The following is a 25166-nucleotide window of genomic DNA, read 5'->3' as shown; positions in this document are numbered from 1 at the left end:
AATTCCCAATGTATCAACCGAGCAAGCTTGGATTAGTTTTGCAGTGATTGCTTAATCGCAGATGTAATCTGCTCGGTTGAAGGTATATCTCCATTAGCGTTCATAACGATTGTATGATGCTCATATAGAGGAGTGTACCTGAATGGTACCGTCGCATAAAATATGCCAACCGTCGGAGTGTGAGTTGAGATCGCAACATTTCGTACTCCGGTATCAGGTGCCACCATTAATGTTGCTTTTGCTGTTAATTCAATAAGCTCTTCAAGTGGTAAGCAAGCTTGAATTTTAAAGTTGGGATATTCGAGGAGCTCTTTGAAAAAATCTCCTTTTTCAAAGTCGTTTTTTCCTTCCAGATACACATGGGTATAGTTTGGGTTTTCTTGAATCGCTTGCTCAAGTACGGCATACATCTGTTCTTTGGACAAAATTTTTCTCAGCTGAGATGCGCCGTTAAAATATAGAACAAATGGGTTTTGAGTATCTTTAATAGCCCGGTGGTCAGGGTAACCAAAATCTAGAGGGCGCTGCGGTGAATGGCCAAGTAGTTTGAGCATATCTAGCATGCACTCAACTTCAGGCTGAAAATCGGAGCGAAATACGGCCATATTAAATAACGTACCGCACAAATAGGGCTTGTATGGGAAGCCCATTTTTATTTTTGCTTTACTAAGAGCCACCATCCAATGAGACCGATTTGTACTGGCTAAATCAAAAATAATATCTTGCTCGCCTAACTGCCTAATGTAGGCAATCTTGTCTTTAAATGAGGTTTGCGACCTTTTGTCTCTTCCTGGCATAACCAGTGTTTTGTCTACCAAGTCGTTTGGCATGCCATAGGTATAGTTAGATACTCCTACCAGGGTTATTTCGGCATTGGGGAAAAACTTACGCGCTTCAATTAAAAAAGGACGAACAATGACCTGATCGCCAAGAGCAGCATGGCGGATAACCGCTATTTTGGTGATTTTTTCGGGAGAGAATGCGGTTTCGATATAATGGCGGGCTTTTTTGGAAGCGTATGCGCCTCGTTCAAACCAAAGATGCTTCATAGGGTGTTACTCAAAAATCGTTTTAGTTTAGAAATGACTTGCTCAGGTATGAGCTTGTTTAGACAGTCTTGATGGCCCAGCGGACACTCTCGTTTGAAACATGGCCTACACTCGATATCAGTATGTACCATTTCTAATTCTGTTGTCAGAGGTGGTGTGTATTTCGGTGAACTGGAGCCATAAATAGCTACAATGTTACAGCCTACAGCTGCTGATACGTGCATGAGTCCTGAATCATTAGACACTACGGTATGACAAGCGGCAAGTAAATCAACGGCTTCTATTAGTGATGTTTCACCTGCTAAATCAAAACAGTATTGCTGCTCTTCTGCTGTGAGAGCTGATCTGATTGCTTGTGTGACTAGCTTGTCCTTTTCAGAACCAAATAGCCAAATTTGCTGACCTTGACCAATAAGATATTTTGCCAGGGTAGCATAGTGTTTGTCTGGCCAGCGTTTCGCTGGTCCAAACTCAGCTCCGGGGCAGAGTCCTATAATTGGGCGAGACCTAACTAGACCTAATCTTAATAAAGCAGAACTTTGGTTGTTACTGTCGACAAGTAGTTTCGGTTTGGGGCTGTTGTGTAAAGATACTTGAGTTTGCATCTCGGCTTTACTGCAGGCCAATGCAACATACCTTTCTACCATGTACTGAAAAACACGTTTGTCTGGCCGAAGATCTGTTAAAAGGCCATAGCGGAGCTCACCTTTCCAACCTATGCGTTTGGGGATCTTTGCAAACCAAGGAATTAAGGCAGATTTGGCTGAGTTTGGTAATACATAAGCGTGAGTGTAGTTGTTTTTGCTCAACAATTTTCCTAGCGCTCGTCTGCCGAAAATGTTTAACTCTCCATGCCCAATTGGCATTTCTATTGCTTGGTTGACTTCTGGCATGCGCTGCAAAATTGGTTTACACCAAGCAGGAGCAAGGACATCAATCTCACTGTTTGGATATTTAGATTTCAAAGTGGTATACAAGCTTTGCGACATAACCATATCGCCTACCCAAGATGGGCCAATGATGAGGATCTTCATTTAGGGAATACAGTCAATCAGTAAGTAAGTTCATCTCGCCATGATACTTCATTGTGTACCACTTTGGCAGGGTTGCCGACAGCAATAACATTAGAGCCTATGGATTTAGTTACCGTTGAATTTATCCCAATAACAGAGTGCTCTCCAATATTAACGCCTTTTAATACGGTGACGTTGTCTGCAAGCCAGACACCACTACCTATATGGATGCTGCGAGCAGCATTAATTCGCTGGCAATTTCGAATGATATCATGACCATCGCTTGTCATTATCTTCACATTTCTAGAGAGCATGCTTCCCTCTCCAATGATAAGTTCAGTATTGGTTTCTCGTGAAGATATATAAGAGTTGTGGCCAATCACGGTGCTATCACCAATATGCAAAGTGCAGTTGTTTCCATCAAGTTCAAGCTCATAGTCTCTTAACTTGACGTTGGCGCCTATGTGCAATCTGTTATTTTTCCCTTTTACTACAATCTTGCATCCTCTTAGTTTTGCTGTTGGGTCTATAGAGATGGAGTGAGTTCCTCTGATTTTGAATCTATTTCTAACCCTGAGAGTGAGTCTGACCATTGTCCACCTCTTTATGGTTTTTAATTTCTTTTTGTTTCATAGTGAAAAGTGAAGCTAGTATGAAACTGCTAAAAGTACTGATAAGGTTTGTAATTACCTAACTTAAAATTTTTTATGATCATATGCTTCAGCATAATAGCGTTCTAAATTGGTTATATGTGTATTCATAGAAAACAGTTCGACGGCTCTTTGGTATGCAAGAGTGGAGTTTCTCTCTTTTAACTCCGAAGATGACAGATACTTTTCAATTTCTTGTGAAATACTGTTTGGATCAAAAGGATCACATAGCAACGCGGTTTTACCCAGTACCTCTGGTAATGATCCAGTGTTTGCTGCCACAATTGCTCTTCTTGCTGCCATAGCCTCTATTGCTGTGAGCCCAAAAGCTTCATTATGGTTTGGTAAGCATACTATATCTATTATGTTGAGCATTCGATCTGTATCTTTTCTGAAACCAGTAAGATGTACTCGATTTTCAAGCTTCAGTTCCTGAATACGTGCTTTAATGGATGCAACAAAGGTGTTTTCAGACCCCTCTGACACATCTATCCCACCAACAAGTATAAGATGGCAATTGTGAATGTTTGAACTTATTTTTGCGAAGGCTTCAAGGAGTTCACTTTGTCCTTTTCCTGCACAAATTCTTCCTATATTACCAATTACAATACTATCTACGGGAATGCCAAGCTCGCTTTTTATATTTGAAACAGTATTTTTTGATGGTTTATATAATGAGGGGATATCAGTACCCAACCAAAGTTGTGTGATTTTACTTGAGTCGACAGGCAGAGCTTTCAGATTGCGGCGGTAGGTTTCGTTACTGATTGAGAAAACTTTATTTAAGTGGGAGTATACCCACCTGTGAAACAAATCTTTCTTAGGCTTGGTTACACCCATATGTTCAGTAAAAAATGAATATCTCTTTGAAAGCGAATACAACAGAGCAGAGATAAGGATATCTCCGGACTTATGACTGTGTACTATGCATACTTCGCGTTCTTTGAGCCAACGGTTTAACGGAACTAGTTGTGTCAAGAGTAAAGATTGTTTACTTTGAACTTCAAATGTCTCAATCCCATTAGCTCGCATGTCTTTGGCTACTTTAGTCCCTTTAAGGCAAAGCCCATACACTTGGTAACTGCGTTTTAGAAACTCTGAGCCTGTTCTGATTGGGTACATTTCCAAACCGCCCCACCCTTTGGAGAGACAAATATGCAGAATTGAAGGTTTGCCCACACTTACCCCGTTGCCTTTGAAGAAAAGAAGGCTAGTTTATCATAGACATGTATTCAGCAATACCTGTCACTACTGTTTTAGAAGAATCATTCACAGTAGTGAGGGCTTAACTTGGTTAGGTCGTTAGTGGTTTATTAAGTTTCCTTGACGGCGTTTTTTGACGGTTGAAGCGTCCATTGATAATAGTAATCTTGTGTTTTTTTCTGTCTATAATGCAGGCTCTTGTACGGAAAATAATTCAAACAGAAGCGTGATTATGGTCTAATTGACGCTCGGTTTAACTATAACCAGTTCGGTAAGTGAGATATTGGTCAATGAAAATTTGCGTCATTAGTTTGAAACGTTCCTTAGACAGACGAGAGAGCATAAAGGATCAACTGGATACTCTAAATCTTAAGTTTGAGTTTTTTGATGCGATAGATGGCCACGCTGAACAACCGCACCCATTATTTGATAAGTATGACTACTATAAACGTTTGTGGCTTACTAATGGTCGCATGCCATCTAAAGGTGAAATGGGTTGTTATGCGAGTCACTACTTGATTTGGAAGAAGTGTGTGGCGTCGGATGAGCCAACTTTAGTCATCGAAGATGACGCATATATAAAACCAGTTATTGTTGACTTACTTCCACATATTAAAGAAAACGTGGGGAAGTATGGTTTTCTTCGGTTAGAGCCGGAAACGAATAAATGTAAGCTTTTCAAGAAAGAAGAGCATGATGAATATTCCATATCGTTTATGGATAACAACTTCGGTGGAACTCGTTCCTATGCTATTTCACCACAAGCGGCTCAAAAGCTGATAAATGGGTCAGAGCTCTGGTGTATGCCTGTGGATAACTATATTGGGTCACTCTATATACATGATATGCCTTCTTATCAAATGTACCCAACTATCATACCGTCTATAGAAGAGCACCCAGAAGAGTTTGGCACCACTATTCAACTAGGTGAAGAATCTAAGCCACCCATATACAGAAAGTTAACCAGAGAAATATATTCTATTTATAGAAAGTATAATATGAAGAAATATAATAAGAAGTTCTGCTGAAATGATAGGAAGGTTAAAAAGCAGCTCGTTGGAAGCTATATTTTTGCTGAGCCCTTGTTTTATTGCCTGGGGTTTGATTTTTAATTTATCTGATGTTAAACATATACTTTCTAAGCTCATTTCTTTAATCTGTGTATATTGTTTTTTTTTCTATAAGGAAGAAATATTTTCGAAGATAAATAAGCATTCATTGTTTTTATCTTTCTTGTTTTTTGTAGGGTGTTACTTTTCTTTCTTACATTACTATAACGATGGTCATTTTGACTTTGCTCGGGCAGTTTTTGCTTGTTTTTTTTATTTTCTATTAGTCCCATCACGTGTCTTTAACTCTAAGAACTTAGCTCTTTTGATTAGCCTTGCTAGTGTGATAACAATAGGGAAAGGGATTTATGATAGCAATATATTGGATGGGATGAGAATTGGTAGAATTGTTAATTCAGGGCCTTATGCATATATATGTGGCTTATTATTGATAACTCAGATGGGATTTTTTGTGTCAGAGCTCAAGGAGAAGCGTTATCCACTTATTCTTTTCCATTCTTTGGTGTCTGCTTTTTTAGTTTATATAATTTACCTAACCGGCACCCGAAGTGCTTGGCTGGGGTTGATGTTGGTTTTACTTTATTTTTCTGTTTACTTATTTAAAAATAAAGGTGTAACTAAGGGTGTAATCTTTAGCTTGATCATTATCTTTATTGCCATTAACTTTATGAATATTAAATATACTCATGACCGAATAGCTCTAAGCATTAATGAAGTTAACATGATGATAAATGGAAATTATAATGCCTCTGCAGGGACTAGGGTTGATTTATGGAGAAATGGTATATCTATCGGAAGCAATAGTGTTTTATTTGGTGTATCAAGGTCCGAAGAGATAAAGGCGGTCCAAAAATCTTATGAACAAAAACACTTGCAGTTTGATGCTTATCGAATTTTAAATCACTCTCGTTCAAGTTATCATAATGTTTATGTTCAAAGTTTTGTTAAAGGTGGTCTGGTTGCATTTTTCTTAATGTTGACATGGGTATTTTTACTGATTCTCTTTAGAAAGAGGGATAGGTTGAAAGTCTCAGCTCCTATAACAATAATGACAGTTATATGTTCTGGGTTTGAATCACTGTTTACAATATATAGCTCTTGTGCTTATTTTTATTTGCTTATTATCGGTTATTTGATAATAATGGATAGAAGTGACGATAAAGTAATGGCTCAAGTTACTAGATATAAAAGAGAAGTAGCATGAATAGATGCTACTACTTCACTAAATGATTCAATTACTTTCTCAATAGCTGTTTTTGCCATTCATAAAAACGCCCGATGGGCCCTTTGTGCTTTCCAATTAAGAAACCGAGATTTCGTTTGGAAGACCAACTGTTGTTAAACCAGTGAGTCATGTACACTCTCTCGCTTGGTTCATATTCTAATTTGCAGGTTTCAGGATCGTACTCAAAAAAGGCTGCTTTCTCATGTATTTTACAAGCTTCTTTATATTGCCAGCTTTCTTGGAAAAGGATATGTGTTTGAATTGAGGGACCAATATAAAGTGGTGAATCCCATATATCGTTTTCATAAAACTCTATCAAACGAGCCAAGATTTGTGAGTTGGGCTCACTATAAATAACTGCCGTACCAGTATAAGTGTCTGTTTCATAACCGACAGAAAAGCAAAGCTCCTTAAATAACTCAAATGGATTTCTAGTAATTGTCACGTCTGCATCTAAATACAGTCCACCAGTATGTTGAAGCACCTTTAACCTTATGTAGTCAGATACAAAGGCATAAAGTTTTCGATCTAAGCACTTTCGAGCAAATCGACATCCATTAATCCACTCTTTTACTAAATGGGATTGTTCTGTCCAAACGGTCACATCAAACCCCTGTTTTGTCCAATCGGCAATGCAGACTTGAGCTAGGGTATTCATTTGACTACCAAGCCAAACAGTGTGAATTTTTTGTATGGTCATTATAATCAGGCCTAATATTTGAGGTTATGAAACTACTTATTGGTAATCGACATATACTCTGCAACACCTTCCGCAACAGTTTTAAATTGATGCTCACAGCCTGCTGCGCGCAGTTTAGTAAGATCTGCTTGAGTGTATTCTTGATAGGCGCCTTTCAAGTGTTCGGGGAATGGGATGGTTTCGACTGACCCTTGACCGTGGTACTTTATTACGGCTTTAGCTACTTCTTCAAAAGACTCAGCGTTACCTGATCCTAAGTTGAAAATGCCTGAAATACCACTTTTCATAAACCATAGGTTAACAGCCGCGACATCGCCGACATAGACAAAATCTCGTTTGAACTTTTCACTTCCCGCAAACAACTTCGGATTTTCACCAGCATTTATTTGGTTATTTAAGTGGAAGGCTACTGAAGCCATGGAGCCCTTGTGTTGTTCACGAGGACCATAAACATTGAAGTAGCGAAACCCTGTGACTTGAGATAGTTTCTCTCCATGTTTTTCGGCATCTTGCCAAATGCGGCGAACATAGTTGTCAAATTGTTGTTTAGAGTATCCATAGACGTTAAGAGCGCCTTCATACTTTTTTTCTTCGATGAATTTATCAGTTTCACCATAAGTCGCAGCAGAAGATGCGTATAGGAATGGGATTTCACGCTCAAGGCAGTAATGAAGGAGCTCCTTTGAATACTCATAGTTGTTGAGCATCATGTATTTACCGTCCCACTCTGTAGTCGCTGAGCATGCGCCTTCGTGGAAAATTGCTTCTATAGGCCCAAAATCATCTCCAGCCATTATTTGAGTCAAAAAATCATCGCGATCCATGTAATCTGCAATATCAAGGTCAACTAAGTTTTGAAATTTTTTTCCATTCTTTAAATTATCGACAACTAAGATGTCGATAATGCCTTGTTCGTTAAGTGCTTTGATGATGTTGCTGCCAATCATGCCAGCGCCGCCAGTTACGATGATCATAGAGTAATCCTAATGCTTAAATAATGAAGTTGATTATATCATGGTGTTTCTGAAGGAGCGAATCGGGGGGAGGGCATCAAAAAATGCAGTATTGACTCTCATAATGCACTGTCGATTCTATTTTCAGTTTGGGGTAGTATTCACACCTTTATCTTTTTGATTGTTTTACCTAGCTGTGGTGTTTACTTTTCAAACTGAAGCATTTAACTTCGACTGAGTGTTATGGAATATGTGTGCCTCCTTCAGAAAGTTGGTGGCTAGGAACGAAGAAATTTAGGAATTTTAGCATGCAGTTAAGTGTTGCTAACGCAAAGATTGGGGTTGTAGGCTTGGGCTATGTTGGTTTGCCGCTTGCAGTAGAGTTTGGAAGAAAAAGCGCTACGATTGGTTTTGACATAAATAGTAAACGAGTCGATGAATTGAGGAGTGGCAATGACAGCACACTGGAATGTACTAGAGAAGAGTTAGCTGAAGCCCCGTTTTTGACCTATACCTCTGATTTGAATGAGTTAGTAGACTGTAATGTTTATGTTGTCACAGTACCCACACCAATAGATGTGCATAAGCAACCTGATTTGACTCCATTAATTAAAGCCTCTGAAGCTATAGGAACTATTGTAAGCAAGGGTGATATAATCATCTATGAATCAACCGTCTACCCTGGGGCTACGGAAGAGGATTGTATCCCTGTTGTTGAGTCTGTGTCAGGCCTGAAGTTTAATCAGGATTTTTATGCTGGATATTCCCCAGAGCGTATTAATCCGGGTGATAAAGACCACAGGATCACCAATATACTAAAAGTAACAAGTGGTTCTACTCCTGAGGTTGCTGAATTTGTAGACGAGTTGTATAAATCAATTATCATTGCTGGAACGCACAAAGCTTCGTCTATTAAAGTAGCAGAGGCTGCAAAGGTCATTGAAAATACCCAACGCGATGTAAATATCGCACTTATAAATGAGTTGTCTATTATCTTCAACAAGCTAGATATCGATACACTTGAAGTGTTGGAGGCTGCCGGCACCAAATGGAATTTCTTACCTTTTCGGCCCGGTTTAGTTGGCGGACATTGTATCGGTGTTGATCCTTATTACCTTACCCATAAATCTCAATCAGTTGGTTACCATCCGGAAATGATTTTGGCTGGTCGTCGCCTCAATGATGGTATGGCTCAGTATGCAGTGTCTCAATTAGTAAAGATGATGCTTAAGAAACGTATTCAAGTAGAAGGGGCAAATATATTGGTTATGGGATTAACCTTTAAGGAAAATTGCCCTGACTTAAGGAATACCAAGGTTGTTGATATTGTTAGCGAGTTACAGGATTATAATGTTGAGGTCGATATTTTTGATCCTTGGTGCTCTAGCAAAGAAGCGATGGAAGAATATAGTTTGGAATTATGCTCGGAACCTAAAATAGGTTATTACGATGCTGTAATATTGGCCGTATCCCATGAAGAATTTCGCCAAATGGGAGTTCGAAGCATTCGAGCGTTGGGGAAAAACACACATGTTCTATATGACCTAAAGTACGTATTAGATAAAAGCGAAGTTGATATGAGACTCTAGTTGGGTCAGTGTTGAATCAAATACTTGAATGCTACTAGGAAAATTCAATGTCTAACTATGAACAAATTAGGCAACAGTTGGTTGCTCAACCTAAAGTATGGTTAATTACAGGTGTTGCCGGCTTTATTGGTTCTAACTTATTGGAAAGTCTACTTAAGCTAGGGCAGTCCGTTATTGGCTTGGACAATTATTCAACGGGCCATAAATCCAATCTCGAAGATGTTAAAAGACTTGTTTCTGACGAGCAATGGGCAAAGTTTAGTTTTATTGAGGGTGATATTACCGATTACGAGTGTTGTAAGGTAGCGACTAAGGGGGTTGATTATGTCTTACACCAAGCAGCTTTGGGTTCAGTGCCAAGATCAATTGCAGACCCTTTAGCTACTAATGTAGCAAATATTACTGGCTTCTTGAACATGTTAAATGCATCTAAAGATACCAATGTGAAGAGTTTTACTTATGCGGCTAGTAGTTCTACGTACGGAGATCATCCGGCGTTACCCAAAGTAGAAGAAAATATAGGTAACCCTCTTTCTCCATATGCAGTGACAAAATATGTAAATGAACTATATGCTAGCGTTTATGCACGAACGTACGACTTTAAGTCTATAGGATTAAGGTATTTTAATGTCTTTGGCAAGCGACAGGATCCCGAAGGGGCTTATGCTGCGGTGATCCCCAAGTGGACCGCTTCAATGATCAATCAAGAGGATGTGCTTATAAATGGGGATGGTGAAACTAGTCGAGATTTCTGCTTTGTCGATAATGTTGTTCAAATCAATATTTTATCTGCAACCGCAAGTGATGATGTTAAAGATGAAGTGTATAACGTTGCCGTTGGTGACCGAACTACGTTAAACGAGCTACACACTGGAATTGCAGAATCCTTGTCTTGCTATGGTGTATCTAATATAGCTAAAGCCAAGTATAGGGACTTTAGAAAAGGTGATGTTAGGCACTCTCAAGCTGATATATCTAAAGCAGAAAAAAAACTGGGCTACAAACCAAGTCACAATATTAAGCAAGGTATTGCAGAAGCAATGCCTTGGTATGTAGAGCTTTTTGGAAAAAAGTAATGAAGAATTTTGCATTGATTGGTGCTGCAGGTTATATCGCGCCTAGACATATGAAAGCAATTAAAGAAACCAATAACAATCTTGTTGCTGCTTTAGATAAAAATGATTCAGTCGGCATATTAGATAGTTATTTTCCTGACGCAGATTTTTTTGTCGAGTTTGAACGTTTTGATCGACACATAGACCTTTTAAAACGAAATGATATTAGGCTTGATTATTTGTCTATAGCATCACCTAACTATCTACATGACTCACACATTCGTTTTGCCCTTAAAAGTGGAGCAAATGCTATATGTGAAAAACCCTTGGTACTCAACCCACATAACATTGATGCACTAAAGGTAGTTGAGGAAGAAACCGGAAACAAAGTATTTAACATTCTTCAGCTTAGGCTTCACCCGAGTATCATAGAGTTAAAAAAATTTGTAGACAGCACAATAAGTCAGAATTCAGAAAAAGTGTTTGATGTTGATCTGACATACTTAACTAGTCGAGGTCATTGGTACTCGACCTCTTGGAAGGGAGAAGAAAGTAAGTCTGGCGGTATTGCAACCAATATTGGTGTACATTTTTACGACATGCTTGGATGGGTATTTGGTGATTTAGTTAAAAGTGAGGTCCACCTTAAACGCGAGGATGCAAGTGCTGGTTATCTAGAGTTTAAACATGCAAGAGTACGCTGGTTCCTGTCAGTGAACTATGACTTTATTCCTCAATCAATTAGAGACGTAGGGCAACGTACATATCGTTCGATACAAGTTGATGGCTCAGAAATAGAATTCTCTGGAGGCTTTACGGATCTTCATACGGCTAGTTATAAAGATATATTGAATGGCGGAGGGTTTGGTTTAGAAGAGGCTAGAAAGAGTATAGAGATCGTTAGTGACATCCGAACTTCAGCCATAACCAGAAGTACTTCGAACTCTCATCCATTTGTTAGTAGGGTCGAGTGACATTATGGACTTCTATACGCATGAATCTGCCATTATCGATGAGGGAGCCTCTATTGGCACCAACACAAAAGTTTGGCATTTTACTCATATCTGCTCTGGTGCAAAAATTGGTAGCGATTGCTCATTAGGGCAGAATGTTTTTGTTGGTAATAAAGTCTCTATCGGCGATGGTGTGAAAATTCAGAACAATGTTTCTGTATATGACAATGTTTTTATTGAAGACGATGTGTTTTGTGGGCCAAGTATGGTCTTTACCAATGTTTATAACCCGCGATCATTTATAGAAAGAAAGGCAGAATACCTAGACACGGTCATTCGAAAAGGCGCCACATTAGGAGCTAACTGTACGATTGTTTGTGGTGTCGAAGTTGGGACTTATGCCCTAGTCGGAGCTGGTGCAGTTGTTAAAAAAAATGTACCAAACTTTGCTCTTATGGTTGGAGTTCCTGCTAAACAAATCGGATGGATTAGTAAATATGGTAAACAACTTCGCTTGCCATTAAGTGGCTCGGGACGAGAGGTGTGTGATCATACTGGTGATGTGTACGTGTTATGTGATGGTATCTTGCAGTTGGAGGAGACTTTATAGTGCACTTCATTGACCTTGCAGCTCAGTATCATAGTTTAAAAGATAAGATAGACTACCGTATTCGTTCTGTTCTGGAGCATGGGCAATTCATCATGGGGCCAGAAGTTACCGAGCTTGAGACACGGCTAGCTAAATTTGTTGGTGTTGAACATGTAGTGACATGCGCTAATGGTACAGATGCTCTTCAGTTGGCATTGATGGCATTAGGTGTTGGTGACGGAGACGCCGTTTTTTGTCCATCATTTACTTTTTTTGCTAGTGCGGAGGCAATCGCATTCTGTAAAGCTGAGCCAGTCTTTGTTGATTCAGATGAGAAGACTTACAATATTTGCCCACAAGATTTGGAGCGGAGAATTGAAGACGTAATTTTTCAAGGCAGACTCACGCCCAAAGCTATTATGGCGGTAGATTTATTTGGGTTACCAGCTGACTATAAGGCCATTAAAAAAGTTGCTGATAAGTATGGTCTGAAGATAATTGAAGACGCCGCTCAAGGATTTGGTGGGACGATAGACGGACAGCTCGCTGGAAGCTTTGGCGATATATCGACAACCAGTTTTTTTCCTGCAAAGCCACTGGGGTGCTACGGGGATGGAGGTGCTGTATTCACTAATAATGCTGAGTACGCTGAGTTGTTGCGCTCGTATAGGATACATGGTAAAGGTTCTGATAAGTATGACAATGTTCGCATAGGAATGAATAGTCGACTGGATACCATTCAAGCAGCCATATTGTTGGCAAAACTGGAAGCCTTCCCTAGCGAACTAGTTTCAAGGCAGCAGGCGGCAGAACGGTATAATGAACAGCTCAAAGGTTCTTATGAGCTCCCCTTCATCCCTGAGGGATATACCAGTTCTTGGGCGCAGTATACCGTGTGCTCAAATGATAGAACTAAGGCCATGAAAGAGTTTGCTGATTCAGGTGTGCCCACGATGGTTTATTATCGTACATGTATGCACCAGCAGACAGCCTTTGCCCACCTTGGCTATAAACAAGGTGACTTCCCTGTAGCGGAAAAACTGTCTGGACAGGTATTTAGTCTACCAATGCACGGCTATTTGGACAAAGGCCATGGATAGCTTTGACGTAGTAATTGTAGGTGGAGGTGTTATTGGACTAACAATTGCTAAAGAATTACTGCGGTATAGTCCTTGCCTAAGGGTGGCTATATTAGAGAAAGAAACCAGTATAGGTAAGCACGCGAGTGGTAGAAATAGTGGAGTCTTGCATACCGGTATCTATTACCCCCCAAATACTATGAAAGCACGCTTTTGTAAAAGTGGTGCCGAAAAAATGTTTGCCTATGCTCAGTCAAAAGATATTGCAGTTCGCCGTGATGGTAAAGTTATTGTTGCCAGTAATGAAAGAGAGCTGGAAGGCTTAAACTTGCTAATGGATAATGCTCGAGCTAGTAACGTAAGTGCAGAGCTAATTGATAGTAAAAGAATATTAGAGTTAGAGCCTTTAGCTAGGAGTGAGTACGGTGGATTATACTGTGAAGATACTGCCGTGGTAGACATTTATGGTGTACTGGAGAGTTTACGTCGGGATTTTATTATGCTTGGTGGGACGCTTTTGTTTGAACAGAAAGTTGCATCGATTTCCGATAAACAGAAAAGAGTAACGACGGTAAGTGGTAAAAGCTATTCGTACAATTACTTAATAAATGCTGCTGGTTCTTATGCAGATACCGTAGGCAAGATGCTTGGCTTTGGCATGGACTATAAGCTTGTGCCATTCAAAGGTCTTTATTACAAGTTGAAAAAAGACTACGCGAGTCGTGTTAATGGGTCTATTTATCCCGTTCCTGATCCTAATCTGCCTTTTCTCGGTATTCACTTTACAAAAACCATTGATAACAGTACTTATTTGGGGCCAACAGCAATTCCAGCATTAGGCCGAGAAAGCTATCAAGGGTTAAGTGGTTTGGAGCTATCAGAAGGAGTGATCACTTTATCTAGGTTGACACAACTGTATTTAAACAATACACAAAACTTCAGAGCCTTGGTACATAAAGAAATACCACACCTGACAAAGCGGGGTTTTTATAGCTCAGCTAAAAAACTTGTGAACGAGTTGGATGCAGATTGGGTAGAAAAGTCGCCGAAAGTTGGTATTCGGCCTCAGTTAATTAATGTTCGAAAAAAGTGTTTGGAGATGGACTTTTTAATAGAAAAGGATGAGCATTCCCTGCATGTATTGAACTCTATTTCTCCGGCTTTTACTAGCTCTTTCGCTGTAGCTGAATACATTATCAATGAAGTTACCGAATATATTTAGCGGTAAGGTTAACCTATTTTAGGAATTAATATGAATATGAAATACAATAAGGTTTTAGTAATTGGCGGTGCCGGATTTATTGGTAGCCATGTCGTTGCTGAACTGCTTAAAACTGACGTCAAAGAAGTGGTTATTTATGATAATTTTGCCAGAGGAAAGCAAGCCTATATCGAGCCCCATTTGAAAGATCCACGTTGTACTCTCTATCCAAATGGAGGTGATATTCGTGAAATTGATATTTTGAACGATGCGATGCAAGGTTGTGATGCTGTTATCCACCTAGCTGCTATGTGGCTATTGCACTGTAAGGACTTTCCCAGAACGGCATTTGATGTGAATATTCAAGGTACTTTCAATGTTTTAGAGGCATGTGTAAAGAATAACATTCAACGACTAGTCTATTCTTCTTCGGCTTCCGTCTATGGTGATGCTGTTGAAGTACCAATGACGGAAGAGCATCCTTTCAATAACAAGAACTTCTATGGAGCGAGTAAAATAGCTTGTGAGGCGATGTGTAGGGCAACATATGATCGATTTGGGCTTAATTATGTCGGTTTACGTTATATGAATGTTTATGGTCCTCACCAAGATCAAACAGCTGCATACACTGGTGTTGTTCCAATCATGTTGAATAAAATTGACGCGAATGAAGCGCCCGTTATCAATGGTGATGGAACACAGGCGTATGATTTTGTTTCTGTACAAGATGTTGCTCGTTGTAATGTTCTTGCTCTTCAATCAGATGCTACTGATGAGTTTTACAATGTTGGTACGGGTGTTCAGACAAGTATTAAGGAACTCTGTGAACTTATTCTAGAGTTAAGGGATTCTTCGTTAGAAGTGACATACAAGCCGTATTCTCCTGAAGATGCAAGACGAATGGTTCAAAACCGTATTGGATGTCCAGAAAAAGCGGAGCGCGACCTTGGTTTCAAGTATCAAGATGAACTTCGAACTGGACTAAAAAACCTAATTGCTTGGCGTGAAGAGACGAAAGGTCAGTTTTGATGGAAAAGAGAAATATCGCTATTGCGTTACCTGTTACCGGCGAGGAAGAGTGGTTAGCTACAAAAGAATCTATTGAAAGTGGTTGGCTGACACAGGGTCCGAAAGTAGCCGAGTTTGAAAGGCAGTTTGCTAAGTTACATGGTGTTAAATATGCACTTGCTGTGACCTCTTGTACAACTGGTCTCCACCTTGCGCTTGCGGCTATGGGGGTTGGGCCTGGTGATGAGGTGATTGTTCCTGCTTTTACTTGGGTTGCAACAGCCAATGTGGTTCTTTATTGTGGCGCAATACCGGTCTTTGTGGATGTCTCTCCGGTTACTTTTAACATGGATCCAACCCAAGTGGCCGAAAAGGTTACAGACAAAACCAAGGCCATTATCCCAGTTCACCTATTTGGTCTATGTGCGAATATTACGGCGATTAAAGCTGCAATACCAAGTCATGTGAGAGTTTTGGAAGATGCTGCTTGTGCTGCTGGGGCACAATTTGAGGGTAAATATGCGGGTGGACTAGGTGATGCTGCAGCATTTTCTTTCCATCCCAGAAAGTCAATTACGACAGGGGAAGGAGGGATGGTGACGACGAATGACGATAAGTTGTTTGAAGTTATGTCTCAAATGCGTAACCATGGTGCGACTATTTCAGAAGAACAGCGTCATCATGGCCCTAAACCTTATATTCTTCCTGATTTCAATTTATTAGGCTTTAATTACCGCATGACTGACCTTCAGGGATCTGTTGGACTTGCTCAACTTCCAAAACTAGAGGGCTTTATTGAGGAAAGAGCCAAATGGGCTAATTACTACCGTCAGGAGCTTTCTTCTGTCGAGTGGTTAACTCTTCCGGAAGAACCTGGTGATGGCAAACATGGTTGGCAAAGTTTTGTTACTTTTGTCGACACTAAAAGTTCTCCAATGTCGAGAAACGAACTAATGGAAAAGTTGCAGGCTGACGGCATATCAACTCGTCCGGGCACACATGCCATACATATGCTTGACTTGTATCGAGAAAAGTTTGGTTTTGAAGCTGATGATTTTCCGGGCGCTAAGGCCTGCAATAATCATACTATGGCGATACCACTGCATAATAGAATGACAGTGGAAGACTATCAGTATGTAGTAGAAAGATTAAAAGAGGTGGCAAGAAATGGTTAGTATAGATAGTGTTCTTTCTAGTCAGTTTACTAAAGTGGATCATGTGTTTTTAATTGAAGATGATTCTGATAAACAAAACCAACAGCAAACGAATTATGTATTTAGTCATAAATGGACAAAGTACAGTGAAGAAGCTGCACATAGTGGTCGCTTTAAAAAATGAAGATAAGATAGGAAATGTATTTTTTGGTACTATTATAGATGCCTTAAAATAATACCTTGGCTTAGGATGATTCTACGAAGATAACGAAAGTATATAACATGATCTCTTTCTCTAGTAGTGTTTATATTAATAGCATAGATTACTATGAAAGCATTCCAGGGGTTTATAGATATGACCCTAAAATTGAGGCTGGTAATCACGACTTGGTGACAGAGATTAAAGTTTCAGGTGTTTCGCCATTTAAGCTTCTAGAACGAGGTGCTATTAATAAATGTGAACGCAAGGGATTGTATCTGACTTTTTTTTCGAGTGAAAGTATATCTTTAGAAAATATTGATAATATTGTTTTGATAACTACTAAAAAAGTAATCTCTCAAATTAAACCAATAGATTGCATGAATAATAATATAAAACTTATTATTTCTAATAACCCCAGGTTAGATTTTATTAGAATATTAACTGATATTGAAAGAAAATTGACAAATAATACATACGAAACCGTACCATTTCAAAATGGAACAATTATTAGAGGAAGTGTTGAAATTGCACCTGGATGTGTAATGAAACACGGCTCCATTGTTGGTCAGGGTGGTTTTGGTTTTGAGCGAGATGAGAAAGAAAGGCCCGTTCGCTTCCCACATTTGGGAAAAGTTATTCTTGGTGAAAATGTAGAAATAGGCTCAAATACTGTCGTATCACGTGGTGGTATAGAAAATACAATCATAGGTCATAATACTAAAATTGATGATCTTGTGTATATTGCTCACAATTGTAGAATAGGTTCAAACGTAATGATAGCGGGCAATGCCACCTTATGTGGTAGTGTAGTTGTTGGTGATAATGCTTGGATCGGGGCAGGAGCGCTGGTAAAACAACATATATCTATCGGGAAAAATGCCGTAGTTGGCTTAGGGGCTGTAGTGGTTAAAGATGTTCCACCTGGAGTGACAGTATTTGGCAACCCTGCTATTGAGTATTCCGATTCGGAATTAAATGATAAATAAGAACGTCTTAGAGAGAATAGTATGTGTGGTTTGGCTGGTGTAATAAACCTTAATGGTGAGTCTGTATCTCCTGTATTGATAAAAAAGATGACAGATGCCATCGAGCATCGTGGTCCTGACGATGAAGGGCATTGGGTTGAAGGCAATATTGGACTTGGGCATCGAAGGTTGTCAATAATAGACTTATCACCAGCAGGACACCAGCCTATGGCTTCCGCTAATCACAGGTATGTATTTGTATATAATGGCGAAGTATATAATTTCAAAGAATTACGTACAGAGCTAGAATCTATCGGCTATTGGTTTCGATCAAAGACAGACTCTGAAGTGGTCCTCAATGCACTCGATGCATGGGGCGTCAAAGCGTTGGAGCGATTTAATGGAATGTTTGCCTTTGCGCTTTGGGACCGTAGGGCTAAAAAGTTAACACTTGCCAGAGATCGATACGGCATTAAGCCACTCTACTATGTCAATCAAAATGGTATTTTTTCATTTGGTTCTGAACAAAAAGCGATCCTAGCGGACTTGCGTATACAGCGTAACGTAGATAAAAGTGCACTCCTAGAATATTTTACATTTCAAAATATTTTCACTGACAAAACATTACTTGAAGATGTCAAACTGTTGCCAGCAGGGTGTTATGCAGAGCTGGATCTTCAGTCAAGCTCCCCGACATTAAAGAAAACAAGATATTGGGACTACGATTTTCAGGAGCCAAAAGATAAAGCGGATAGGCAAGAATACGTTGAAGAGCTACAACGTTTGTTTAGGCAGGCTGTAAATCGTCAGTTGGTTACAGATGTAGAACTAGGTAGCTATTTAAGTGGAGGCATAGATTCTGGCTCAATTACGGCAATAGCAGCGCAAAGCTATCCATATATGAAAACCTTTACGTGCGGCTTTGACCTACATTCTGCATCAGGTCTAGAACTGGGTTTTGATGAACGTGCCAAGTCAGAATTTATGTCTTACCACTTTAAGACAGAACACTATGAGATGGTTTTAAAAGCAGGGGATATGGAGCGCTGCTTACCCAAATTAGCATGGCATCTAGAGGAGCCTAGAGTCGGACAAAGTTACCCTAATTATTATGCTGCACAGCTAGCTAGCAAGTTTGTCAAGGTAGTGTTGAGTGGTGCTGGTGGAGACGAGCTATTTGGAGGTTATCCTTGGCGCTATTACAGGGCGGTAAATAATGGTAATTTTAATGATTATATTAAAAAGTACTATCAGTTCTGGCAACGTTTGATACCGAATAAAGAAATTCAGAAGGTATTTAGCCCAATATGGGATGAAGTACGAGACATATGGACTAGAGATATATTTGAAAGTGTTTTCAAGCATCATGCCGAAAATCTATACACTCCCGAAGACTATATTAACCATTCTTTGTACTTTGAAGCTAAAACCTTCATGCACGGCTTATTAGTCGTAGAAGACAAGCTAAGTATGGCTCATAGCATAGAGACACGTCTTCCATTCCTTGATAATGACCTAGTAGACTTTGCAATGAGGTGTCCAGTCTCACTTAAGCTAAACAACTTATCTGAGGTTATGAAAATTAATGAAAACGACCCTGAAGCGGCAGGATCTAGGCATTTTCAAAAAACGAAAGATGGAAAACAAATTCTTCGAGACGCGATGGCAACAACGCTTCCGAAAGATATTTCAAAGGCAGAAAAGCAAGGTTTTTCGTCTCCTGATGCTTCATGGTTTAAAGGTGACTCCATTGATTTTTTGAAACGTAGACTTCTTGGCTCTGGCCATCGATACGAAAGGTATTTAGATTCTAAAAGTATACAGTCGTTGGTTAATGAACATGTCTCAGGTGAACAAAATAGACGTCTTCTAGTGTGGTCATTGCTTAACTTGGAAGAGTGGTTAGAGCAATATGTTTGACGTTGTGATAGCAAATGAATGCTCTTGTATGATTGCCTGCAATATTCGTAATGATGATTTGAGGAACTGATGTCTACATTTAAATACGCTTTTCTTGGTTGCACAAATTATAGCGCTCAATTACTAGAGTTCTTAATTTTTAAGGGCTATAGACCTAGTGCAATCTTTAGTATTCCTCGAAAATTTGGCATATCTTACAGTGAGGAGCTTGTAACAAATACTAATTTTAGTGATTTGTCTACCTATGCAGAAGAGCTAGAAATACCTTACTTTGAGGTTGAGTCCGGTCGTGGAAAAACGTTACCCGAATATTCGAAAGAAATATCAACAATGGACTTGGATCTACTACTAGTTCTTGGCTGGTATTACATGATACTAAGAAAAATACGTCAGTTGACTCGATATGGGGCTTGGGGGATTCATGCGTCAAAGCTGCCTAAGTATGCTGGTGGAGCTCCGTTGAATTGGGCGATGATTAATGGTGAATCAGAAACAGGTGTAACTCTTTTTAGAATGGAGGATGGGGTAGACAATGGAGATATTATTAGCCAAAAAGTCTTCCCTATTGATTATGAAGATACTATTGCGGATGTCTACCAAAAGGCTACCGAAAAATCTAAAGAAATTTTGCTAGAGTGTTTTTCTAATCCGTTAAATGTGTCATTTACAGCACAAGATGAAAAGAAGATAGAAGTGTATCCTCAAAGATCAGCAAAGGACGGAGAGCTAGACCTTAGCATGTCTTCTCTAGATATGTATAATTTCATTCGTGCCCAAGCACCCCCATACCCAGGAGCTTATATAAGAACCACCGATGGAAAAAAACTAATCATAGAAAAGTGTAGGGTAGAGGATTTGTGAAGCTAGGAAAAATTTCAGAAATAACAACGGAGTTAGAATCCTATGAAGGTCGAATGTTTATTTCATTTGATATTGATTGGTGTCATGACGATGTCCTCCAAGATAGTATAGCGCTCATTAAGAGCTATGGAGCGCCATCTACGTGGTTTGTTACACATGATACTCCTATGTTAGATGCTATCCGTGATATACAAAATTCAGAGCTAGGTATTCATCCAAATTTTAATAAACTGTTAGCAGGCTCAAAAAAACAGGCAAGAACCCAACAGACCGTGCGAAACAAGGCGTAAAACGTAGTTTGCTGACGGATGCGAATGGATTGCCACTGGCTGTTGTTAGCGATGGCGCGAACGTCCACGACATTAAACTGGTACTTCAAACATTAGATGCACTAGAGTGTTATCGACCGCCGCTGAAAGTGCCTTTGTACCTAGACAAAGGTTATACAGGTCAATGGTTACATGATGAACTGGTTGATTTGAACTACATTCCCCATGTTCAGTCACGAGCAGAAGAGGCAGCGAACTTAAAACAATCGGATGATTTTAAGGCTCATCGTTGGGTTGTGGAGCGAACCCATAGCTGGTTAAACCGTTATCGTAGATTGCTTGTTCGTTGGGAGAAGAAAATAGAAAACTACGAGGCCATGTTGCATTTTGCTTGCGGCCTCATTGTTTGGAATAAGTCCCTTTTGGGATAGATTCTAAACAAAGGTGTTCTCCTAGGTATTCATACATAGCAGCCTTGCTAAGCTTTTTGTGATTCTTATAGGGAGCATAAAGCTTAAAGATTGTTTACGGTTAATCACAATTATGAGGTATGTACGTCTGCAGGCGTAGAAGGCCAGTTAACAGTGCAACTGAATTTTGGTAATTTTTCATAACTTTGACAAAGCCTGTTGTTTTGGACTGTATGGAAAACGACGATTAGGTATAATGTAGAGTCTGATGATGACGGAATATTAAGTGTACCTGATATTACCATGTTAAGCCTAGGAATTGGTGTGGTTCATTCAAGCTATGGCATAAGCTCAGGTGTCGATATTTACCCTAGGAGAAATGGTTTTTCAGAAACGATGACAGAAACCCTTTCTTATCTTGGCCATGAACCAGTTATTTCTCTTACGATATCAGGATTTAAAGTGGCAGAACATACAATAAAACAGAATAAAGATGATCTGTGTCAGCCAATAGTTTAGGAGGCACCACTTGTTAACAATAACCAATGCAACTCAGACGCAGCTAGTATTGTGGGATTCGTTAGTAACAAAATCAGATGAAGGAACTATTTTCCATTCCCGTAAGTTTCTTTCTTACCATCAAGAACGATTTGTTAAATCAGAAAAACAACTAGTTTGGTTGAAAGGGGAGCAGTTGTTTGGGGTCATGCCTACTGTTGTCTGTGAGTTGAACGGTAAGAATACGTTGCTTTCTCCCTATGGTGCAAGCTTTGGTGGGCCTATTTTTAGAAAAACACTCAAACTGAAAGAGGGTGATGAGGCGATAAGGGCTTTAATTAACTATTTGGATTCCAATGAAATAGCAAACTGCAGCCTAACTCTATCACCAGCGATATACAATGAAAAAAACTCAGAGGTTATTGGCTATTGTTTGGAAAAATACGGATTTAAATTAGTATCACGGGATATTTTTAGTGTGATCGGTCTTAAAGGCAAGAGCTATGAAGATGTTTGGCAAGGCTATGAAGGCAGGGCGAGAACGTCAATTAGAAAAAGCAAAGAACAGTTTGAAATAAAGACTGATGCTATAATTGATGAGTTTTACAATATCCTTGTTGAAGACAAAAATCGGTTAAACTCCACACCAACCCATAGCTTAGAGCAGCTTAAGCAGCTCAAGTCTCTATTTCCTAAACAGGTTTGGGTTGATATAGCAACTCATAAAGAAAGTGGGACTAAGGCAGGTATTTGTTACTTTATGCCTTCGACCAATACTGTGTTGACTTTCTATATGGCTCAAGAAACTCGAGCCTTAAAACTCAATGGTGTTAGTGTTTTAGTAGACTTTGGGATTCACAATGCAGTAAAAAATGGCTGCACTTATTTTGATTTTGGTGGTTCATCGATAGGTTATGATATAGAGAATATTGGAGTTGCGAATTTTAAAGAAAGCTTTGGGGCCTACTCTGTTTCTCGGCCTAGTTATGTGCGACAAAGGTAAAGGTTCATGAACAGCCGTCTCAAACCATTAAAAATTTTACCCTTTGAGCAATATAAAAAGAAAGCTGTTGACCATACAGAGAGTAAAACCATAGAAACAAATTTGGCACATCAAGAACTCAATTTCACTGAAACTGCTAAAGACGCGATTTCACAAATTATGAAATTCCATAAGTTAAGAAGAGAAGATGAGACATACATTGTTACTACTTCAGATTCTCCATTTGTTTCTTCATGCGTTACCAGCACTTTGTTTAACTTTTGCAAAGTCTCTAGAGTATTGACAGAAAAAACCAAACTTATATTTGTTATACATGAGTTTGGAATTCCGTGTGAAAAGGTAGAATCATTATATGAAATCGCACAAGAAAGAAATATACCATTAGTAGAAGATTCTGCTCATTCATTAACTTCAAAGTATAAGGGAGAGCATCTAGGAAAGCATGGGGATTATCTCATTCACTCTCTTCCTAAGACCTTGCCGATTAAAACTGGCGGACTTGTAATTAAAACATCCGATAGGTTTAAATGTGAGTTTGTTCAGTCTGAAAAAGTAAAAAAAGATTTTTACAATAATTTAAATTATTTGAGTTTTTCTCATCAAGAACGAATCAGACAATATAAAATGTATGAGAGTTTAATTAATAAAGATTTAATTTATGATAAGTCTGATGAAGTCTGTCCATTTTGTTTTGGTTATATTGACACTATTGATAATGTAAATAAGGTTTATAGGATTGCGCAAAAAAAGCATATTGAAATCTTAAAGACTTATAATAAAAACTGGGTAACGATACCGCTTAACCCTTGGTATTCTGAAAATGATATAAATCGTATCTTAAAACTAATTGGGGATATTGAAATAAATGAGAGTTAATAAGGGAATTGTAATTCTAGGCGAAGGTGATGAAATTGATTACCTTGTTAAAAATATAGAAAAAAAAGGTATCCCATTAATCGCTTATGGTCCCAGTACGAACTCAAGCTCAGAGGCATACCGATATTGTAAGGAAAATACGATACGGATTATAGATGGTTATGAAGAGGCTGTAGACCTAGAGCCAGAATTTATTTTTATGATGTCTTATGCACCACTAATTCCGCAAAAAATGATAGAGAAAGTGAAGTTCATTAATGTCCATGGAGCATTGCTACCTAGATATAGAGGTATGCATGGCGGTACTTGGGCATTAATTAATGGAGAAGAAAAGGCTGGTTATACTATTCACTTAGTCGACCAAGGTATAGATTCTGGGCCAATTTATTTTCAATCCTCAGTAGATGTTGGTATTTCTGAGACGATTATCTCGGTGAGAGAAAAAATAAAAACAGCCTTTGAAAAAAATATATTATCTCAATTGGAGGAGATCTACAATGAAAATATTAGTTATAGATTGTAATGTATTATACTTTAACCCAACTAGGCTATTTACACCTTACGTTATGAGCCGATTGGGAGATGTTACTTTTTACGGGCCTGGTTATTCAAGTGAAGATACGCTTCGACATGGTATAGAAAAGTTTATCGAAAAAACGGGTCCTTATGATGCTATAATTCGAACGGAGCATGGTATGAGTGAACAGATCGTTAACGAGAACTCCGTTCGCTTATGCAAAGATAAGTTTGAATTTTATCAAAAAAACTATGTACTAACCTGTCCAGTAAGCCACTTGGATATATTTTGGAAAGATAGAGGTGTTGAGAAGCAATATGGTTGTACTAATATTGTTTCTATGTTGCAGTTTGACTACCAAGCGTTAGGTGAAAATTATTATCAGTATCTTGTTGATGAAGCAGACCTTATTATTGGTGTGAATAAAGATTTTTGGGAAAAAAGGGATTATGGAAAATTATCCGTTTCCAAGAGTTACGAACATAGTAATCGATGGCATGAGTTGGTGACTGAGCATGATGAGCGAATAATAGGTGTTCCTCATTTTGTTGTGCCTAATGAGTTTAACTACATGAGTTTATGTGGCAGGAAAACAGATTGGTCTATTCTAGGTGCTTCTTATCCCAGAAGGCGAGAAGCAAAAGCAATTCTAAAATCCAACAATATTAGTTTTGATCAAGGTAGAAACTTTTCTGTCTATTCAATGATATTTCAGCAAAAGTTAGGACTTAAACCTTATTCAAAGGAAAGTAATGTTAGAAAATTAAATAAACTCTTCTTCGATAAACTTGCTAGGTCAAAGTTCAGTTATACTTGCGGTTCAGATATGAGGATGCCGATTAGAAAGTTCTTGGAAATCCCGGCATCTGGATCTTTATTAGTGTGTGACCCTTGTATCGGATTTGACAAGTTAGGCTATGAAGCTGATGTTAGTGCGATTGTTGCAACTCCAGATGACCTACCAAGATTGAATAAAGAGCTTCTTGGAGATATTGAGGTCGCGCAATCAATTGCACTCAGAGGACAACAAGTGGTACTGGATAATCATACTGCTGACATAAGAGCTGAGCAGTTAAGAGCTACTATCGAAAGAGTAATTAAGAAAACGTATTCCGGCTCTTATTGGTCTAAAGGAAAGTTAAAGTTTCGTTAAG

26 protein-coding genes and 1 pseudogene are annotated in these 25166 nt (G+C 39.0%); 21 read left to right on the top strand and 6 right to left on the bottom strand.

What is annotated here, in order from left to right; all coding sequences use genetic code 11:
- Positions 1 to 32: 32 nt before the first annotated feature.
- The 4 genes from AAFM34_RS01930 to AAFM34_RS01915 all read right to left on the bottom strand — a co-directional run bounded on the left by AAFM34_RS01930 (position 33) and on the right by AAFM34_RS01915 (position 3840).
- The gene (locus AAFM34_RS01930) at positions 33 to 1049 is read right to left on the bottom strand and encodes a glycosyltransferase family 9 protein (RefSeq protein WP_341659416.1); all 1017 of its coding nucleotides are present in this window, start codon (positions 1047 to 1049) and stop codon (positions 33 to 35) included.
- A complete protein-coding gene (gene waaF / locus AAFM34_RS01925; RefSeq protein ID WP_341659414.1) occupies positions 1046 to 2083 on the bottom strand; it encodes a lipopolysaccharide heptosyltransferase II in 1038 nt (345 codons plus the stop codon). The genes AAFM34_RS01930 and waaF overlap by 4 nt, the downstream gene beginning before the upstream one ends.
- A 17-nt stretch (positions 2084 to 2100) precedes the next feature.
- The gene (locus tag AAFM34_RS01920) at positions 2101 to 2655 is read right to left on the bottom strand and encodes an acyltransferase (protein ID WP_341659412.1); all 555 of its coding nucleotides are present in this window, start codon (positions 2653 to 2655) and stop codon (positions 2101 to 2103) included.
- Between the two features lie 102 nt (positions 2656 to 2757).
- Positions 2758 to 3840 carry a glycosyltransferase gene (locus AAFM34_RS01915; RefSeq protein ID WP_341659410.1) on the bottom strand — a complete coding sequence of 361 codons (1083 nt, stop codon included), beginning with the start codon at positions 3838 to 3840 and terminating at the stop codon, positions 2758 to 2760.
- A 365-nt stretch (positions 3841 to 4205) separates the two neighbouring features.
- Here AAFM34_RS01915 and AAFM34_RS01910 point away from each other — a divergent pair, with 365 nt between their 5' ends.
- Together AAFM34_RS01910 and AAFM34_RS01905 are read left to right on the top strand one after the other, a co-directional pair.
- A complete protein-coding gene (locus tag AAFM34_RS01910) occupies positions 4206 to 4943 on the top strand; it encodes a glycosyltransferase family 25 protein (RefSeq protein ID WP_341659408.1) in 738 nt (245 codons plus the stop codon).
- Position 4944: 1 nt separating this feature from the next.
- Positions 4945 to 6189, top strand: coding sequence for an O-antigen ligase family protein (locus AAFM34_RS01905; protein ID WP_341659406.1), 1245 nt, complete (start codon positions 4945 to 4947; stop codon positions 6187 to 6189).
- Positions 6190 to 6220: 31 nt separating this feature from the next.
- Here AAFM34_RS01905 and AAFM34_RS01900 read toward each other — a convergent pair whose 3' ends face one another.
- Complete coding sequence (locus AAFM34_RS01900) at positions 6221 to 6910, bottom strand: glycosyltransferase (protein ID WP_341659404.1); 690 nt, start codon at positions 6908 to 6910, stop codon at positions 6221 to 6223.
- A gap of 32 nt (positions 6911 to 6942) precedes the next feature.
- Positions 6943 to 7884, bottom strand: coding sequence for an ADP-glyceromanno-heptose 6-epimerase (gene rfaD, locus AAFM34_RS01895; protein ID WP_341659403.1), 942 nt, complete (start codon positions 7882 to 7884; stop codon positions 6943 to 6945).
- Between the two features lie 287 nt (positions 7885 to 8171).
- Here rfaD and tviB point away from each other — a divergent pair, with 287 nt between their 5' ends.
- From tviB to AAFM34_RS01800, 19 genes and pseudogenes are all read left to right on the top strand, one after another.
- On the top strand, positions 8172 to 9452 hold the full coding sequence (tviB, locus tag AAFM34_RS01890; RefSeq protein ID WP_341659401.1) for a Vi polysaccharide biosynthesis UDP-N-acetylglucosamine C-6 dehydrogenase TviB: 1281 nt from the start codon (positions 8172 to 8174) through the stop codon (positions 9450 to 9452).
- 47 nt (positions 9453 to 9499) lie between these two features.
- Positions 9500 to 10528 carry an NAD-dependent epimerase/dehydratase family protein gene (locus AAFM34_RS01885; RefSeq protein WP_341659399.1) on the top strand — a complete coding sequence of 343 codons (1029 nt, stop codon included), beginning with the start codon at positions 9500 to 9502 and terminating at the stop codon, positions 10526 to 10528.
- On the top strand, positions 10528 to 11481 hold the full coding sequence (locus AAFM34_RS01880) for a Gfo/Idh/MocA family oxidoreductase (RefSeq protein ID WP_341659397.1): 954 nt from the start codon (positions 10528 to 10530) through the stop codon (positions 11479 to 11481). Before AAFM34_RS01885 ends, AAFM34_RS01880 begins: the two co-directional genes overlap by 1 nt.
- 4 nt (positions 11482 to 11485) lie before the next feature.
- Positions 11486 to 12070 (top strand): DapH/DapD/GlmU-related protein, encoded by a 585-nt coding sequence (locus AAFM34_RS01875; protein ID WP_341659395.1) that lies wholly within the window; start codon positions 11486 to 11488, stop codon positions 12068 to 12070.
- Positions 12070 to 13149 carry a DegT/DnrJ/EryC1/StrS family aminotransferase gene (locus AAFM34_RS01870; RefSeq protein ID WP_341659393.1) on the top strand — a complete coding sequence of 360 codons (1080 nt, stop codon included), beginning with the start codon at positions 12070 to 12072 and terminating at the stop codon, positions 13147 to 13149. The genes AAFM34_RS01875 and AAFM34_RS01870 overlap by 1 nt, the downstream gene beginning before the upstream one ends.
- A complete protein-coding gene (gene lhgO, locus AAFM34_RS01865; RefSeq protein WP_341659391.1) occupies positions 13142 to 14350 on the top strand; it encodes an L-2-hydroxyglutarate oxidase in 1209 nt (402 codons plus the stop codon). Before AAFM34_RS01870 ends, lhgO begins: the two co-directional genes overlap by 8 nt.
- A gap of 30 nt (positions 14351 to 14380) precedes the next feature.
- Entirely contained in the window at positions 14381 to 15358 is a 978-nt protein-coding gene (locus AAFM34_RS01860) for an NAD-dependent epimerase/dehydratase family protein (protein ID WP_341659389.1), read from the top strand.
- Positions 15358 to 16512: a DegT/DnrJ/EryC1/StrS family aminotransferase gene (locus AAFM34_RS01855; RefSeq protein ID WP_341659387.1), complete on the top strand. Its 1155-nt coding sequence runs from the start codon at positions 15358 to 15360 to the stop codon at positions 16510 to 16512. The genes AAFM34_RS01860 and AAFM34_RS01855 overlap by 1 nt, the downstream gene beginning before the upstream one ends.
- Entirely contained in the window at positions 16505 to 16675 is a 171-nt protein-coding gene (locus AAFM34_RS01850) for a hypothetical protein (protein WP_341659385.1), read from the top strand. The genes AAFM34_RS01855 and AAFM34_RS01850 overlap by 8 nt, the downstream gene beginning before the upstream one ends.
- A gap of 98 nt (positions 16676 to 16773) precedes the next feature.
- Positions 16774 to 17679, top strand: a complete 906-nt coding sequence (locus AAFM34_RS01845) for a DapH/DapD/GlmU-related protein (RefSeq protein WP_341659383.1) — start codon at positions 16774 to 16776, stop codon at positions 17677 to 17679.
- Between the two features lie 21 nt (positions 17680 to 17700).
- Positions 17701 to 19578, top strand: coding sequence for an asparagine synthase (glutamine-hydrolyzing) (gene asnB / locus AAFM34_RS01840; protein ID WP_341659380.1), 1878 nt, complete (start codon positions 17701 to 17703; stop codon positions 19576 to 19578).
- 69 nt (positions 19579 to 19647) lie between these two features.
- A complete protein-coding gene (locus AAFM34_RS01835) occupies positions 19648 to 20439 on the top strand; it encodes a formyltransferase family protein (protein ID WP_341659378.1) in 792 nt (263 codons plus the stop codon).
- A 53-nt stretch (positions 20440 to 20492) separates the two neighbouring features.
- A complete protein-coding gene (locus tag AAFM34_RS01830) occupies positions 20493 to 20729 on the top strand; it encodes a hypothetical protein (RefSeq protein ID WP_341659376.1) in 237 nt (78 codons plus the stop codon).
- A pseudogene (locus AAFM34_RS01825) lies at positions 20684 to 21139 on the top strand (IS5 family transposase); the annotation flags it as partial. The gene AAFM34_RS01830 and the pseudogene AAFM34_RS01825, both read left to right, overlap by 46 nt.
- Positions 21140 to 21337: 198 nt before the next feature.
- On the top strand, positions 21338 to 21637 hold the full coding sequence (locus AAFM34_RS01820) for a hypothetical protein (protein ID WP_341659374.1): 300 nt from the start codon (positions 21338 to 21340) through the stop codon (positions 21635 to 21637).
- A 10-nt stretch (positions 21638 to 21647) separates the two neighbouring features.
- Positions 21648 to 22619: a hypothetical protein gene (locus AAFM34_RS01815; RefSeq protein ID WP_341659372.1), complete on the top strand. Its 972-nt coding sequence runs from the start codon at positions 21648 to 21650 to the stop codon at positions 22617 to 22619.
- Between the two features lie 6 nt (positions 22620 to 22625).
- Entirely contained in the window at positions 22626 to 23495 is an 870-nt protein-coding gene (locus tag AAFM34_RS01810; protein WP_341659370.1) for a DegT/DnrJ/EryC1/StrS family aminotransferase, read from the top strand.
- A complete protein-coding gene (locus tag AAFM34_RS01805; RefSeq protein ID WP_341659368.1) occupies positions 23485 to 24018 on the top strand; it encodes a formyltransferase family protein in 534 nt (177 codons plus the stop codon). The genes AAFM34_RS01810 and AAFM34_RS01805 overlap by 11 nt, the downstream gene beginning before the upstream one ends.
- Positions 23993 to 25165, top strand: a complete 1173-nt coding sequence (locus AAFM34_RS01800; RefSeq protein WP_341659366.1) for a glycosyltransferase — start codon at positions 23993 to 23995, stop codon at positions 25163 to 25165. Before AAFM34_RS01805 ends, AAFM34_RS01800 begins: the two co-directional genes overlap by 26 nt.
- Position 25166: the final 1 nt, after the last annotated feature.

This window comes from Vibrio sp., assembly GCF_038138445.1.
Lineage (GTDB): Bacteria > Pseudomonadota > Gammaproteobacteria > Enterobacterales > Vibrionaceae > Vibrio.
Note: the sequence above shows the minus strand (reverse complement) of the source record. Positions and strands in the feature narration are given on the sequence as shown.